The 16,071-nt window shown below is 66.8% G+C and carries 9 protein-coding genes; 6 read left to right on the forward strand and 3 right to left on the reverse strand.

From position 1 onward, the window contains the following. The first annotated feature begins 33 nt into the window (after positions 1 to 33). The 4 genes from argE (at position 34) to BM133_RS07320 (ending at position 4,636) form a co-directional block, all read left to right on the forward strand. The gene (argE, locus tag BM133_RS07305) at positions 34 to 1,227 is read left to right on the forward strand and encodes an acetylornithine deacetylase (protein ID WP_256219083.1); all 1,194 of its coding nucleotides are present in this window, start codon (positions 34 to 36) and stop codon (positions 1,225 to 1,227) included. Positions 1,228 to 1,297: 70 nt separating this feature from the next. After that, positions 1,298 to 2,599 (forward strand): MFS transporter, encoded by a 1,302-nt coding sequence (locus BM133_RS07310; RefSeq protein WP_093432652.1) that lies wholly within the window; start codon positions 1,298 to 1,300, stop codon positions 2,597 to 2,599. Between the two features lie 31 nt (positions 2,600 to 2,630). Then, positions 2,631 to 3,635 (forward strand): threonine/serine dehydratase family protein, encoded by a 1,005-nt coding sequence (locus BM133_RS07315; protein ID WP_093432654.1) that lies wholly within the window; start codon positions 2,631 to 2,633, stop codon positions 3,633 to 3,635. Further along, on the forward strand, positions 3,632 to 4,636 hold the full coding sequence (locus BM133_RS07320; RefSeq protein ID WP_093432655.1) for an ornithine cyclodeaminase family protein: 1,005 nt from the start codon (positions 3,632 to 3,634) through the stop codon (positions 4,634 to 4,636). Before BM133_RS07315 ends, BM133_RS07320 begins: the two co-directional genes overlap by 4 nt. A 147-nt stretch (positions 4,637 to 4,783) precedes the next feature. Here BM133_RS07320 and BM133_RS07325 read toward each other — a convergent pair whose 3' ends face one another. Continuing rightward, positions 4,784 to 5,392, reverse strand: a complete 609-nt coding sequence (locus tag BM133_RS07325; RefSeq protein ID WP_093432656.1) for a TetR/AcrR family transcriptional regulator — start codon at positions 5,390 to 5,392, stop codon at positions 4,784 to 4,786. Between the two features lie 62 nt (positions 5,393 to 5,454). Between BM133_RS07325 and BM133_RS07330 the strand changes: the two genes are divergently transcribed. Then, positions 5,455 to 6,090, forward strand: coding sequence for an NAD(P)H-dependent oxidoreductase (locus tag BM133_RS07330; protein WP_093432658.1), 636 nt, complete (start codon positions 5,455 to 5,457; stop codon positions 6,088 to 6,090). A 78-nt stretch (positions 6,091 to 6,168) separates the two neighbouring features. Here the strand turns inward: BM133_RS07330 and BM133_RS07335 are convergent, their stop codons facing one another. Together BM133_RS07335 and BM133_RS07345 are read right to left on the reverse strand one after the other, a co-directional pair. Continuing rightward, positions 6,169 to 6,927, reverse strand: a complete 759-nt coding sequence (locus BM133_RS07335) for a LuxR C-terminal-related transcriptional regulator (protein WP_093435144.1) — start codon at positions 6,925 to 6,927, stop codon at positions 6,169 to 6,171. 524 nt (positions 6,928 to 7,451) lie between these two features. Further along, a complete protein-coding gene (locus tag BM133_RS07345; RefSeq protein WP_093432659.1) occupies positions 7,452 to 8,891 on the reverse strand; it encodes a TolC family outer membrane protein in 1,440 nt (479 codons plus the stop codon). A 157-nt stretch (positions 8,892 to 9,048) separates the two neighbouring features. Between BM133_RS07345 and BM133_RS35695 the strand changes: the two genes are divergently transcribed. After that, on the forward strand, positions 9,049 to 16,020 hold the full coding sequence (locus tag BM133_RS35695) for a peroxidase family protein (protein WP_177224741.1): 6,972 nt from the start codon (positions 9,049 to 9,051) through the stop codon (positions 16,018 to 16,020). The last annotated feature ends 51 nt before the right edge of the window (positions 16,021 to 16,071 follow it).

Consider the following 16,071-nt stretch of genomic DNA (forward strand, 5'->3'; position numbering starts at 1 on the left):
TCTTATCTGAAAATTTTCGCATATGATAATTCTGTGACCACGCCTATTGTCCCTTCCGCCGCACCCATTTCCCTCCCCTGGATCGAGAAGCTGATTCGATTCGACACGACCAGCTTCGCGTCGAATCTCGGCCTGATCGAAGCGGTCCGCGATCACCTCGAAGAGCAGGGCTACGCGTCGACCCTCACCTACGAGCCCACCGGCAAGAAAGCGAATCTCTTCGCCACCATTCCCGCGGCGGACGGCGCCACGCAGGGCGGCATCGTGCTTTCGGGCCATACCGACGTGGTGCCGGTCAAGGGCCAGGACTGGGACAGCGATCCCTTCGATCCCACGGTGCGCGAGGGCAAGCTCTTCGGGCGCGGGGCCTGCGACATGAAGGGCTTCATCGGCGTGGCGCTGGCGATGCTGCCGGAGATGAAGGCGGCCCGTCTCAGGGAGCCGATCCATTTCGCGTTCTCGTGCGACGAGGAGCTCGGCTGCATCGGCGCCCCCTACATGCTGGACGACCTGAAGGCCCGCGGCATCCACGCGAACGGCTGCATCGTCGGCGAGCCGACCGACATGCGCGTCATCGTCGCGCACAAGGGCATCAATGCGTATCGCTGCCGCGTCCATGGGCATGCGGCGCATTCCTCGCTCACGCCGCAGGGGCTCAACGCCATCGAGTACGCGGCCCGGCTGATCTGCTTCATCCGCGACCAGGCCGACGCATTCCGCGGCGAAGGCCCGTTCGACGAGGCCTTCGACGTGCCTTTCACCACGCTGCAGACCGGCGTCATCAGCGGCGGCATCGCGGTCAACACCATTCCGGCGCACTGCGAGTTCAGTTTCGAATACCGCAATCTGCCGGGCGTGGACAGCGCGCCGATCATCGCGCGCATCAAGGACTACGCCGCCCACACGCTGCTGCCGCAAATGAAGGGGGAGCACCCCGGCGCCAGCATCGAGTTCGAACTGCTGGCCACCGCGCCCACGCTGGATGCGTCCGAGCAGGCCGCCATCACGCAACTGGTCCGGGCGCTCACGCACGACCGCAGCGTGCGCAAGGTGGCCTACGGCACCGAGGCCGGATTGTTCGAGCGCATGGGCATCCCGTCCGTCGTCTGCGGGCCCGGCAACATCGAGCAGGCGCACAAGGCGAACGAATTCGTCACGCTCGCGCAGCTGGCGCAGTGCGAATCCTTCCTGCGCAAGCTGGTCCACAGCATGTCCTGCGCGCCCTGAAGACCTCGAAGGCGCGCAGAGCAGGGTGGGACAGAAGAAAAAAACCAACAGAGACAAAAAGGAAAGTTCCATGACCCACGCCCACAGCCTGCAAGGCGGCATCGCCCGGCCCTCGGCTTCCCCGCATCCCGACGCGCCGCCGTGGCGCGCGGTCATCTCGGCGTCCATCGGCAATGCGCTGGAGTGGTTCGACCTGGTGGTGTACGGCTTCTTCGCCGCGACGATCTCCAAGCTCTTCTTTCCCACGGGCGACGACACGGTGTCGCTGCTGCTGACGCTGGGCACCTTCGGCGTGTCCTTCTTCATGCGTCCGCTGGGTGCCATCGTGATCGGCGCCTATGCCGACCGCGCAGGCCGCAAGGCCGCGCTCACCTTGTCCATCATGCTGATGTTCACGGGCACGCTGTTGATCTGCATCGTGCCCACGTACAGCACCATCGGGCTGCTCGCGCCCGCTGTGCTCGTGGTCGCACGCATGATCCAGGGCCTGTCCGCCGGGGGTGAGTTCGGCAGCGCCACCGCCTTTCTGGCAGAGCACGCACCCCGGCGGCGCGGCTTCTTCTCCAGCTGGCAGGTCGCCAGCCAGGGCCTGACCACCTTGCTGGCGGCCGGTTTCGGCGCCGTGCTCACCAGCACGCTGACGGCCGAGCAACTGGCCTCCTGGGGCTGGCGCATTCCGTTCATCTTCGGCCTGCTGATCGGGCCGGTGGCCTACTACATCCGCCGCAACGTCGACGAGAGCCCGGAGTTCTCCAGCATCGAGGCCACCACCACGCCGCTGCGCGACACCTTCAGCCACCAGAAGGAGCGCCTGCTGCTGGCCGTGGGCATCGTCGTGCTCGGAACCGTGGCCACCTACCTGGTGCTCTTCATGCCCACGTACGGCGTCAAGCAACTGGGCCTGCCGGCTTCGGTGGCCTTCACCGCGACCATGATGGTCGGCGTGATCCAGATGTTCTTCTCGCCCGTCGTCGGCCATCTGTCGGACAAGGTCGGCCGCGTGCGCATCATGCTGATCGCCGGCGTGCTCTTGCTGCTGGCCATCTATCCGATGTTCGCGCTGCTGGTGAGCCGGCCGAGCTTCGGCACCTTGTTGCTGGTCGAGATCGTGCTCGGCTGCCTGATGACCGCGTATTTCGCGCCGGTGCCGGCGCTGTTGTCCGAGTTGTTCCCGACGCAGACCCGCACCACGGGCCTGTCCCTGAGCTACAACACCGCCGTGACGATCTTCGGTGGCTTCGCACCGTTCATCCTGACCTGGCTGATCAGCGTGACCAACGACAAGCTGTCGCCCAGCTACTACCTGATCTTCGCCGCGATCATCAGCATCGTCGCCCTGGTCTTCACGCGCATCCGGCTGGGCTTCAAGTGACCGGCGTGCGCGTTCATTCCGCGATCTTTTCATGACCCCAACTCCCACTCTCATCGACGGCCAGCCGGTGCCGACGCTCGACGCGATCCGCGAACTCGCCACTGCCTTGCAGCCCTATGTGTTCACCACGCCGACGCTGGACAAGGACTCGATCTCCACGCTGCGCGATGCGCGCATCAATTTCAAGTTCGAGCTGCTGCAGGCCAGCGGGACCTTCAAGGCCCGCGGCGCTTTCTCCAACCTGCTGTCGCTCGATGCCGCGCAGCGCCAGGCCGGCGTGACCTGCGTGAGCGCGGGCAACCATGCGGTCGCGGTCGCCTACGCCGCGATGAAGCTCGGCATCAGCGCCAAGGTGGTGATGATCAAGACCGCCAGCCCGTTTCGGGTGGCGCTGTGCCACCAATACGGCGCGCAGGTCGTGATGGCCGACCACGGCGCGGCCGCGTTCGACCAGGTGCACCAGATCGAGAAGGAAGAAGGGCGCTTCTTCGTGCATCCGTTCAACGGCTACCGCACCGTGCTGGGCACGGCCACGCTCGGCCTTGAATGGGCGAGCCAGGCGCCGGACCTGGACGCGATGATCATTCCCGTCGGCGGCGGTGGGTTGGCGGCGGGCGTTTCCACCGCGTTCAAGCTGGTGCAGCCGAACTGCAAGGTCTACGGCGTGGAGCCGGAAGGCGCCGATGGCATGAGCCAGAGCTTCAAGGCCGGCCACCCGATCAAGATGGGACCGATGCAGGGCATTGCCGACAGCCTGATGGCGCCGCACACCGAGGCCTACAGCTACGAGCTCTGCCGCCGCAGCATCGACCGGCTCGTGACCGTCTCGGACGACCAGATCCGCCGCGCCATGGTCCACCTGTTCGAGGAACTCAAGCTCTCGCCGGAGCCCGCCTGCGCGGCCGCCACGGCGGCACTGCTGGGCCCGTTGCGTGAGCAGCTGGAGGGCCAGCGCGTGGGCGTTCTGCTGTGCGGCACCAACACCGACCTGGGCACGCTCACCCGGCACCTGGACGCGGCTCGCGCGCTTGCATGAGCGAGGGGGCAGGCGCGCCCGTTCTTTTTCTCGGCCGACAGGACATCGCGCGTCTGCTGAGCGTTGCCGATTGCATCGACCTGATGGCCGACGCGATGGCGGCCCTCGCACGCGGCGAGGTGCACCAGCCGCAGCGGCAGATCGTGCGCCCGCCCGACGCCAAGGGTCTTCTGGGCCTGATGCCGGCTTACATCGGCGGCGTGGAGCCGGTGTACGGCGCCAAGACCGGCGGCTTCTTTCCGGGCAACAGCGCGATCGGCCTGGACCCGCACCAGGGCTGCGTTCTCCTGTTCAGTGGCGAGACCGGCGCGCTCATGGCGGTCATGTCGGCCTCCGAGATCACCGGCATCCGCACCGCCGCCATGACCGGCCTGGCCACGCGCCTGCTCGCACGGCCCGAGGCCAGCCGCCTGGCCCTGATCGGCTGCGGCCACCAGGCCCACTGGCAACTGCAGGCCGTCGCGGCGGTTCGCACGCTGACGTCGGTCAAGGTCGCGGCGCGCAGTCCGGCCGGCGCGCAAAGCTTCGTCGATGCGCAGAAACCTTCCTTTGGTTTTGCGATGGAAGCGGTCGACTCGGTGGAAGCGGCGGTGCGCGATGCCGACATCGTCGTCACCGTCACGAGCGCGCGCGAACCGATCCTGCAACGCCAATGGATCGCACCGGGGACGCACATCAACGCCGTGGGCTCCAGCACGCCATCGCATGGCGAGATCGAGCCGGCGCTGATGGCGCACGCATCCTTGTTCGTCGACAGGCGCGAGTCCACCCTCAGCGAATCGGGCGACTACCTGAACGCATGGCGCGCCGGCCTGATCGCGCCGGCAAGCTTGCTCGCGGAGATCGGTGAACTCGTCATCGGCCAGCACCCGGGCCGCTCGAGCGCGGATGAGGTGACGTTGTTCAAGTCGTTGGGCATGGCGCTCGAGGATGTGGCGGCAGCCCGGTGGCTGTATCGGCAGGCGCGCACTTGCAACGCTGGGACCTGGTTTACACAATAACCAGAGTCGATTTATGGCTTACCTGTTTCTATGGAAGCCATGGTCGAAATCGAGACCGGATGACCGCGAGGATCGGCGGTTCAGCCGGCCGCTTTCCAGCGTGCTCGCAAGGCTTCCCATCCAAGCAATGCTTCATCACCGCGTGTTTCACGCCCTCTGCACGATCCGCACAACGGCGTCGTAGATCTCGTTCTGCGCATCCGCTGGATCGAACTCGCCCGCGGCCGCGGCAAACGACACGGCCTCCGCCGCGCCCAGCATCGCGCGCATGGCTGCCGGCGCGATAGGCCGTTTCGCAAAAGGCTGCAGCGCGCCCCGGCACTTCACCAGGAACTCGGCCTCGAGTTCTTTCTTCAGGGCGTGCAGCTCGGGCGAGCCGGCCAGCGCGGCGCTGACGCCGGGCATCTCGCGCCCCATCTCCATGACGCAGTTGACATAGGCGGCGGCAATCACCTTCGCCACGGCCGGGAGCGACTTTCCCGACGCCCGCAGGGCCTCGTCCATCAAGGCATGCTGCCGGCTGTCGTACTCCCCGTAGAGAACGCCGAGCAGGCCGGTGCGTGTGCCGAAGTGGTCGTACACGACGGGCTTCGTCACCCCCGCGCGCTCGGCCAGATAGCCCAGCGTGAGCGCATCGGTTCCTTCGCTGCGCACGATGGACCACGCGACATCCAGGAGCTGGCGGCCGCGCTCGTCCTTGGGAAGGCGTTTCTTGGCTGCGGCTTGCACAACCGGTTCCATCTGCTTGCTTGACATCTTTAACCTACCAAAGGTAACCTACGAACAGTAGTTTACACCCAACCCAAGAAGGAACCGCCATGCATGCCCTCGTCGTTGTCAGTCATCCCGATTCCCAGTCCCTCACGCACGCCGTCGCGCGCTCGTTTGCAGAGGGCGTTGCGGCATCCGGCGAGCACACCACCGAGATCGCCGACATCGCTGCGGAAGGCTTCCAGCCGGCCTTCAACCAGGCCGACCGCGCCGCCTATTTTCTCCAGGAGCCCTTGCCATCGGACATCCTGCGGGAGCAGGAGCGCATCGACCGGGCCGACGCACTGGTGCTGGTCTATCCCGTGTACTGGTGGTCGTTCCCCGGCCAGCTCAAAGGCTGGATCGACCGCGTATTTTCCAATGGCTGGGCCTACGACGAGGCGCCAGACGGCACGCTCGGAAAGCGGCTCGGCCGCCTTGCCGTCCACCTCATCGGCATCGGCGGGGCGGACGGGGGTACCTATGCGCGGCGCGGCTACGACAAGGCGATGCGCACGCAGATCGACCATGGCATCTTCGATTTCTGCGGCGCGCGCGTCGTGACCTCGGAGTTCCTGCTCGACGTGAATGGGCAGGCCGGGGCGTCCCATATCGTCACCGCGCGGGCCCTCGGTGGCCATGCGTTTGCGGGAGCCGCATCAGGCGGCGTTGACCTGCCCGAGGTTGCCGAACTGCCAAGCTGAGGCGAACGGAAGGAGTGCCGCACGTGCAGGGGAATCGAGAGGGTCGATGCAGGCTTGCAACCGACGAGTGCGTGCCGCTCAGATCAGACCGGCTTGAACGGCGAGGTTCACCGCCTGGGCCCGCGAATGCACATGCAGCTTCTTGTAGATGCTCTTGATGTGCGCGTTGACCGTCTGGCCGGTGATGCCGAGCTTCGCGCCGATCTCCACCGAGACGTAGCCCAGCGCAACGAAGCGCAGGATCTGGTTCTCGCGACGCGAGAGCGTCGTCTCGTGCGAGGGCGGTGCCGGCAGCGGCGGCGCATCGTCGGCCGGGTGCTCGCGGGGGTGCTGGTTCAGGAGGTGCAGGAGGCGCCGCGCAAGCCGCGGCGTGATGGCCGCGCCGCCGTTCGCCACGTGCAGCACCGCTTCGGGAAAGCTCTGCAGCCAGGCGTTCTTCAGCAGGTAGCCGGTTGCCCCCAGCTCGAAGGCGCGCAGCACATGGTCATCGTCTTCGAAGGCGGAGATCACGATGACCTCGCCGTTGCAGCGGTGACGCCGCGCTTCGTCGATCAGCTCGAAGCAAAGGCCGTCGCTCAGCCGCAGGTCGACCATCAGCACGTCGAACTCGTGCGTGGCCAGGAGCTTGCGTCCTTCGCGGATGCTGTTGGCCTGGCCCTCCAGCTGGATGCGCAGGTCCGACAACAGCTCCTGGGCGATCACCCGGCGCACGAACTCGTCGTCGTCGATGAGCAGCACGCGCACCGGCGCTCCTTCCTGGCCCGTGAGGAAGTCGGGCCACATCCCTGCCGCGGGGGCGCAGACGCCGGACAGCGGGTTCTGGCGGTATGGCGCCATTGCGGTGGAGGCTGTTTCGCCGGAAGAGATGAAAGTGACATCGTTCATGTGCCTTGTCCGGTGGAAGGCGGCGGGCTTTTGCCATGCACGGCAGACCGGGGGGAGGGCGGCCTCCAGGACTGCCACGGCGTCGATCTCGGACGGTTCTTCGGTGTGCAGCGGAAAGCCTGAATTGCCGATCCTGTGCGGGTGGTCGAGCGGCATGGCGGGCGATTTCTGGCGGTCTTCATCCGCCGTGGCACCGCGGTCGCGCAGGTGGGCGATTTCCGCGTGTCCTTCATCCGTGATGGCGAAGACGACTGCGCTTTCGTAATGCTGGTAGCCAAAGCCGTCGAAATGGAATTCGGCGTCGACCAGCCCGGTCGCCACGAGCACCGATGCGTGTCGGATGTCGGCTTCCGCGGTGAGCGTGACGGGAAATCGCTTGTGCAGAAGCTGAAGAAGAAGGGCGAGCGGCATCCGATGCTCCATTTCAATGTCGGTGGCGTGGATCGGCGACCTGATGACAGACATTTCTTTCGCATTCACCGCACGCGCGCCCCGGTCGCCGTGCTGTCTACCGCCGGCCTGCCATCGATCGCCAAGGTCGCGTTGAGCGCATCCAGAGCTTCGGGCGTCAACGTGCCATTGGCCTGCCGAAGCCGCAGGCTCCCCAGCAAAACGTTGTAGCGCGCCTGTGCCAGGTCGCGCTTGGTCTGAAACAGCTGGCTCTGCGAATTCAGGACATCGATGTTGATCCGCACGCCCACCTGGTACCCCATGCGGTTGGCGTCCAGCGCCACCTGGCTCGAAGCTTCCGCGGCTTCGAGCGCCTTCACCTGGCTCGCTCCGGAAACCAGCCCCAGAAATGCGGCACGGGTCGATACCGAAACACTGCGACGCGTGTTGTCCAGCGTGGCGCGCGACTGGTCCACAAGAGCCAGGGTTTCGCGTACCCGGTTCTCGGTCGCGAACCCTGCGAACAGCGGCATGTTGAACACCACGCCAACGCTGGCCGCGCCCACCCGCGTCTTGCCGGCCGATGGGGTGCTGGATGTCGTGTTCTGCGGGTTGGTGGTGATGTTGTAGCCCAGCTGGGCGTCGATCGTCGGCTTGTGCCCCGCCTGGGCCTTGCGGATCTCCAGCGTCGCAACCTCCACGCCGCGGCTCGCTTGCAGGACGGCCGGATGCATGGCCTCGGCTTGCGCGAGCCACGCGTCCACGTTGTTCGGCGTGAGCGGCGGCAGTACCACCGGCGCTGCGAGCGGCGTGGGGCTGCTGCCGGCTTGCCCCACAAGCTGGTCGAGGATGATCTTCTTCACCTCCAGGTCGTTGGCCGCCGCTATCTCTTGCGCCACGACCAGGTCGAAGCGCGCCTGGGCTTCGCGCGTGTCGGTGATGGTCGAGGTACCTACATCGAAGTTGCGCCTGGCGGAGGCAAGCTGCTCCACCACGCCGAGCTTCTGCGCCCGCACCAGCACCAAGCTGTCGTAGCTGGCGAGCACGTCGAAGTAGGCCTGGCTCACGCGCACCACGAGGTCCTGCTCGGCAAGCACCAGTTGCGACTGCCCGATCTCTTCCTGCAACCCGCTTTGCGCGTAGGTGGCCCAGTTGGCAGGCCGATAGAGCGGCTGGGTCAGGTTGATGCCCACGTTGCGCGAACTCACGCCGCGCGTCGTCGACGAATCGCCGGTGGAAAGGTCCTGCTCCGTGAGCGATGCGCCTGCCGTCAGGTTGATGGCCGGAAGCACACCCGCGCGTGCCTGCGCCGCACGCGCCACGGTGGCGGCGTACTGCGCTCGTGCGCCTTGGTAGACGGCGTCGTAGTCGCGCGCCGATCGATAGAGCTCCACCAGACTTTGCCCCCACGCCGGTGCGCCCGCGAGCGCCAGCAAGAGCGCCAGTGGGCTGCTGGCCGATGCCGCACCGCCGTGCCGACGCACGCCGGGCAGGGGGCGTTTGTCGCCTTGCGCGCTTGTCTCCATGTCTTGCCTCCTCCATGGCCCTCAACGTCCCCCCGCCACAAATTACTACCTATTGCTTAAGGACTTCTTAAGGGTAGAGCTAAAGACTGTGATGACGGAAGTAGCGTTCCGAAACACCCCACCACCCCTGCCACCACAAACACTGAGGAGCCCTGCCATGTCCGTCACTGTCAATCAAGCAGACCTTGAATTCATCCTCGCGCAGATCAAGATTTCGGAGGCGCATGCCGCCGGGCAACCGCTGTTCGGACCGGGCGGGCTGGTCCCGGCGTACAACGTGAGCTGGGGTTTGCGCACGGTGGATGGCACCTACAACAATCTGCTGCATGAAACGTGGGGGGCCGCGGACCAGCCATTCCCGACGCTGCTGGACCCGGCCTATAGGCCCGCGGACGGCACGATGTTCGATCCCGACGGTCCCGGTCCCGCGCCTGCCATGCCGACGGCGGCGAACTACAACCCGAGCAACAACCCCAACTCGCTCGTCTTCGACGCGAGCCTGCGCACCATCTCCAATTTGCTGGTCGACCAGACCCTGGGCAATCCGGCCGCCATATTGACCGCGCTGGACCGCGCGGGCGCGGCCAACCCCATGGCCGATCTGGCTGCCATCACGGTCATCTACCAGGCCTTCAAGCCCGCGTCCGATGCCGAGTACCAGGCCCGTGTCGTGGCGCAGAACGCGCGTGCGGATGCCGAAGAACTCGGCGATGGCGACCCTGCGACGCCGCCGACGCCGGCGGAGCAGGCGGCCCTCGATGCGGCCGCCGCTGCGGATGCCGCCCATGCGTTGACCGTCACGGCATTGCAGGAGGCCCGCGTGGTGCGCGACGCCGCCATCGAGCCCTTCGGCATCACGATGGATGGCGACAACGTCAGCCTGCCCAACATCTCGCCGGACGTGGGCCTGTCGGCATCGTTCAACTCATGGTTCACGCTGTTCGGCCAGTTCTTCGACCACGGCCTGGACTTGGTCAACAAGGGCGGCAGCGGCACGGTGTTCATCCCGCTGCAGCCGGACGATCCGCTGTACGTGGAAGGCAGCTCCACCAACTTCATGGTGCTGACCCGCGCCTCGGTGTCCCCCGGCACAGACGGCATCATGGGCACCGCGGACGACGTGCGGCCGGTGAACACCACCACGGCGTTCGTCGACCAGAACCAGACCTACACCTCGCATTCCTCGCACCAGGTGTTCCTGCGCCAGTACACGCTGAACGGCGACGGCCAGCCTGTGGCAACCGGCAAGCTGATCGAGGGCGGCAATGGCGGCATGGCGACCTGGGGCGAGGTCAAGGCACAGGCGCTGATGCTGGGCATCGAGCTGACCGACTTCGACGTGGGCAGCGTGCCCCTGCTCAGAACGGACCAGTACGGCAACTTCATTCCCAATGCCGCGACGGGCCTCGCGCAAGTCATCGTGGGCATCGGCGTCGATGGCATTCCGAACACAGCAGACGATATCGTGGTCTCCGGTACGCCGGGCAACCCGGTCAATCCGACGACGGCACTCGCGCTGCGCACCGGTCACGCGTTTCTTGCGGACATCGCACACGAGGCGGTTCCGATCGGCAAGATCGCCGACGGCGACATCACCATCGGCCTCGGAAACCCGGGCAACGGCGACGCCGAGTACGACAACGAACTGCTCGACGCCCACTTCATCGCGGGCGACGGCCGCGTGAACGAAAACATCGGCCTTACCGCCGTGCACCACGTGTTCCATGCGGAGCACAACCGCATGGTCGAGCACAACCAGGAAGTCATTCTTGCCACTGCGGCCGGCGGAGATTTTGCTTTCCTTAACGAGTGGCTGATCGAGGACGTGACGGCGCTTCCGGCCGACCTCAGCACGCTCGTGTGGGACGGCGAGCGCATGTTCCAGTCCGCCAAGTTCACCACCGAGATGCAGTACCAGCATCTGGTGTTCGAAGAATTCGCGCGCAAGATCCAGCCGCAGATCAATCCGTTCGTGGTGCCCGACGGTTTCGACGTCACCATCAATCCGTCGATCGTTGCCGAGTTTGCGCACGTGGTGTATCGCTTCGGCCACTCGATGCTCACCGAGTCGATCGACCGGTTCGATCCGAACTTCAACGCGGACGACATCGGGCTGATCCAGGGCTTTCTCAACCCGGTCGCGTTCGATTCCGGGCATGCCATCACCGACGACATTGCCGCCGGCGCGATCATCCGCGGGATGACGCGGCAGGTCGGCAACGAGATCGACGAGTTCGTGACCGGCGCGCTGCGCAACAACCTGCTGGGCCTGCCGCTGGACCTGGCGACCATCAACCTGGCACGAGGCCGCGACACGGGCGTGCCGTCGCTCAACGCCGCTCGCCGGGAGTTCTACGACGCGACCAACAACGCCGCGGAACTCCGGCCATACGACAGCTGGGTCGACTTTGCCGGCAACCTCAAGCACGAAGCGTCGATCATCAATTTCATCGCGGCCTACGGCACGCATTCGCTGATCACCGGCCAGGCGACGATCGAAGGCAAGCGGGACGCGGCCCTCACGATCATCACCGGCGCGTCGGTCGGCGCGCTGCTGGTGCCCGACGACGCGGTCGACTTTCTCAACGGCAGCGGCGCATGGGCGAGCGGCGCGAACGGCGTCACCACCACCGGCCTTGACAACGTCGACCTGTGGATCGGCGGCCTCGCGGAAAAGATTCTTCCGTTCGGCGGCATGCTCGGCTCGACCTTCAATTTCGTGTTCGAGCAGCAGATGGAAAGCCTGCAGAACGGCGACCGCTTCTACTACCTGCAGCGCCTGGACGGCCTGCACCTGTTCGGCGAAATGGAGAACAACTCGTTCGCCGAAATGATCATGACCAACACGAACGCGACGCACCTGCCGTCGGACGTTTTCTCCACGCCGGGGCTGGCGCTGGAGGTGGACATCACCCGGCAGTTCAACGACCTGGACGGCAACGGCACGCTGGAGAGCACCGACCCGGTGGGCGGCGGCATCCTCACGCCGCTGGTGGTTCGCAACAACCCGGGGACGGCCGGGCCCGACAGCAACTACCTGCGCTACACGGGCGACGAGCACGTGGTGCTGGGCGGCACCGAGGGCAACGACATCATCATTGCCAGCGAGGGCGACGACACGATCCACGGCGACGGCGGCAACGACAACCTGGAAGGCGGCGCCGGCAACGACATCATCAATGCCGGGGCGGGCGACGACATCGTGCGCGACCTGGGCGGCGACGACAACATCAAGGCCGGCGACGGCAACGACGTGGTTCACGGCGGCCCGGGGCTGGACCTCATCATGGGCGGCAAGGGGCAGGACTTCATCGTGCTGGGCACCGACGCGGGCTCCGAAGTGTTTGCGGGCGAGGGCAACGACTTCATCCTGGGCAGCAAGAACGCCGAGCGCATCCTGGGCAACGAGGGCGACGACTGGATCGAGACCGGCACCTTCGACGGCGCGCCCGGCGACAGCTTCGACGAGATCTTCGCGCGCGACAGCATCGTGGGCCACGACGTGTTCCTGGGCGACGGCGGCTTCGACGAGTTCATCGCCGAGGGCGGCGACGACATCATGGTGGGCAGCCCCGGCCGCGGCAAGCTGGCCGGCATGTCGGGCTGGGATTGGGTGACCTACAAGGACAACACCGCCGGCATCGACGCCGACCTCACGCGCGCCATCGTGTTCGACGAGAACCCGGCGCCGCCGCAGAACGGAACGCTGGACGGGTACGAGTCGGTCGAGGGCCTCTCGGGCACGCGCTTTGCCGACGTGCTGACCGGCGCCGACACGCTGGCCGAAGAGCGGCTGCCGTTCGCGCAGGGCGGCACCGAGGGCTACGCGGGCAACCTGCTCGATGCGGCGGGCATTGCGCGCATCAACGGCCTGCAGGCCGTGCTGGGCGCCGGCGTCGTGAGCTACTCGGCGGGCGACATCATCCTGGGCGGCGACGGCGGCGACCTCATCATGGGCCGCGGCGGCGACGACATCATCGACGGCGACAAGTGGCTCGACGTGCAGATCGGCGTCTTCGCGGCCGGCGACACCGCGCACACCGGCACGCCGATCGCGCTGCACAACAGCATGAAGACGCTGGTGAACAGCATGTTCGCGGGGCAGATCAACCCCGGGCAGCTGGCCATCGTGCGCACCATCCGGACGGACGAGACGGCGGGCGACATCGACACCGTGGCGTACCTGGGGCCGATCGCCAACTACGCGTTCGGCACCGACGCCAACGGGCGGCTCACGGTGACCGACGTGAGCGCCGATCCGATCGAGGGCACCGACACGCTGAGCAACATCGAGCGGCTGCAGTTCACCGACGCCACGCTGGCCATCGTGACGGGCACCGCCGGCAACGACACGCTCAACGGCACCGCCGGCAACGACCTGCTGCTGGGCCTCGCGGGCAACGACACGCTGAACGGACTGGCCGGGGACGACGTGCTGGTCGGCGGCGCGGGCACCGATACGCTGAACGGCGGCCTGGGCAACGACACCTATGTGTTCGGCCTGGCGGACGGCAATGACACGATCAACGAGCCGGTCAACGCGACCAGCGGCGGAACGGCCGACCGCATCGTGATCCAGGCGGGCATTGACCCGGTCACGCTGCTCGCCAACCCGCTGGTCGGCCTCAACGCCGCGGACAACAACACGGGCACCGCCAACGGCAGCCTGGTGCTCAACTTCAACGGGCAGACGGTGACCGTCAACGGCCACTTCACCGGGGCCAACGCGCAGACCGGCGTGGAGCGCATCAACTTCACCGACAGCAGCTATGCCGGCTACCTGCTCGGCGTGGACGACTACCTGATCAGCCGCCTGGACCCCACCGGCGGCTCGCGCACCATCGACCTGTCCGCCTCGACGGTCAACAACTTCATCGCCGGGGAGAACGGCATCAATGACCTGATCACCGGGGGCCTGGGCAACGACCTGATCTTCGGTGGCACTGGCGACAACGAACTGCATGGCGGCGACGGCGACGACCTGCTGGTGGGCGGCTCGGGCAACGGCGACGATGACCTGCTCGACGGCGGACTGGGCGCCGACACGATGGTGGGCCTGAACGGCAGCGACACCTACGTCGTGGACGACGTGCTGGACGTGATCGTCGAAGCGGCGGGCGCCAACACCGGCACCGACGAGGTGCAGACCGAGCTGGCCGCCTTCTCGCTGGAGCTCATCGCCAACGTGGAGAACCTCACGTACACCGGCATCGACGCCGACCCGTTCGTGGGCACGGGCAACGCACTCAACAACGTCATCAGCGGCGGCGATCTGGCCGACACGCTCGCCGGGCTGGGCGGCAACGACACGCTCAATGGCGGGCTGGGTGCCGACGCGCTGGACGGCGGCGAAGGGAACGACACGCTGAACGGCGGTGACGACAACGACACGCTGCTGGGCGGCATCGGCAACGACACGCTCAACGGGGGCGACGGCAACGACACGCTGGACGGCGGAGTTGGCAACGATGCGATGGCCGGCGGCGCGGGCGACGACACCTACCTGGTGGACAGCGCCACGGACACCGTGGCCGAGGGCGCAGGCGCCGGCACGGACACCGTGCAGTCCACCCTCACCTACACCATCACCGACGCGGACGTGGAGAACCTGACCCTGCTGGGCACCGCAAACATCAACGGCACCGGCAACGGATCGGCCAACGTGCTGACCGGCAACGCGGGCAACAACGTGTTGACGGGCGGCGGCGGGAGCGACACCGCGAACTACGCCACCGCGGCAGCGGCGGTGACGGTGTCCCTGGCGATTGCCGCGGCGCAGGCGACCGGCGGGGCGGGCATCGACACGCTCTCCAGCATCGAGAACCTCGCGGGCAGCGCGTTCGGCGACACGCTCACGGCGAGCGGCACCGCGGGCACGGGCGTCGTCAACCTGCTGAGCGGCGGCGCGGGCAACGACACGCTCTCGGCCACGGTCGACAACGTGCGCGACACGCTGGACGGCGGCGCCGATGTGGACACGGCCAACTACTCGGCCTACACGGCGGCGTTGACGGTGAACCTGGGCGGCGCGGCCCCGATCGTCGTCACGGGCTCGGGCAGCAACGCGGCCAACTCCGACGTGATCGTGGGCATGGAGAACTTCACCGGCGGCAGCGGCAACGACACCCTCACCGGCAGCGCCGGCGCGAACGTGCTGAACGGCGGCCTCGGCGCGGACACCTTCAACTACACGATCGGCGGCGGTGCCGACACCATCGTCGGCGGCGGCGGCAACGACACGCTCAACATCACGGGCGCGGCGAACAACGACGTGCTGGACGTGGTCTACAACGGCGCCATCACGGGGTTCGAAGGCGGAACGGTGACCGGCGTCGAGTCGATCAACGCCAACCTGGGCGGCAATGCGGACACGCTCTCGTACGGCGACTCCACGACGGCCGTCAACGTCAACCTGCTGGCGGGCACGGCCTCGGGCTTCGCCTCGATCGCCAGCATCCTGAACGCCACGGGCGGCGCGGGCAACGACACGCTGACGGGCAATGCCGGCGCCAACACGCTCATCGGCGGTGCGGGCAACGACACCATCAACGGCGGGGCAGGAGGCGACATCCTGATCGGCGGCATCGGCGCCGACACCCTCAACTCGGGCGCCGCGAACGACAACGTGCAGGACATCTTCCGGTTCAGCGCGATCAACGAGTTCGGCGATGTGGTGAGCAACTTCGACGCCAACGGCCCGACCGCGGCGGGCGACGACCGCATCGAGTTCGGCGGCGCGCTCAACACGGCCTGGGACGACGGCAACAACAACGACAACTTCCTCTTCGGTACGGGCAACGGCGCGGGCGGCACGGTGAATGTCACGATCGGGCAGGGCAATGGCGACATCGAGGCGCTGCTCCTGACCGGCGCAGGCGGGGAGGGCGTGACCACGGCCAACCTGGGCAGCGCGGCGGCGGTTGCGGCGGCATTCAACAGCGAATTTGCCATCACCGCGGCCAACGGCGAAGACGCGCTGCTGGTGATCAACGACACCAACGGCAACAGCTTCTCGCTGTGGCAGTGGGTGCAGGCCGGCGGCGGGGAAACGTCGGCGGCGGAGCTGACGCTGATCGGCACGTTCAGCGCCAATGCAGCGGTGGTGGCGGCCAATTTCGACTTCGTCTGATCGGCAGGGCAAGGGACGGCGCAGGGCGTGCAAGCGCCCTGCGCCGCACAC

Origin of the sequence: Variovorax sp. 770b2, assembly GCF_900115685.1 — a bacterium.
Taxonomy (GTDB): Bacteria; Pseudomonadota; Gammaproteobacteria; order Burkholderiales; family Burkholderiaceae_C; genus Variovorax.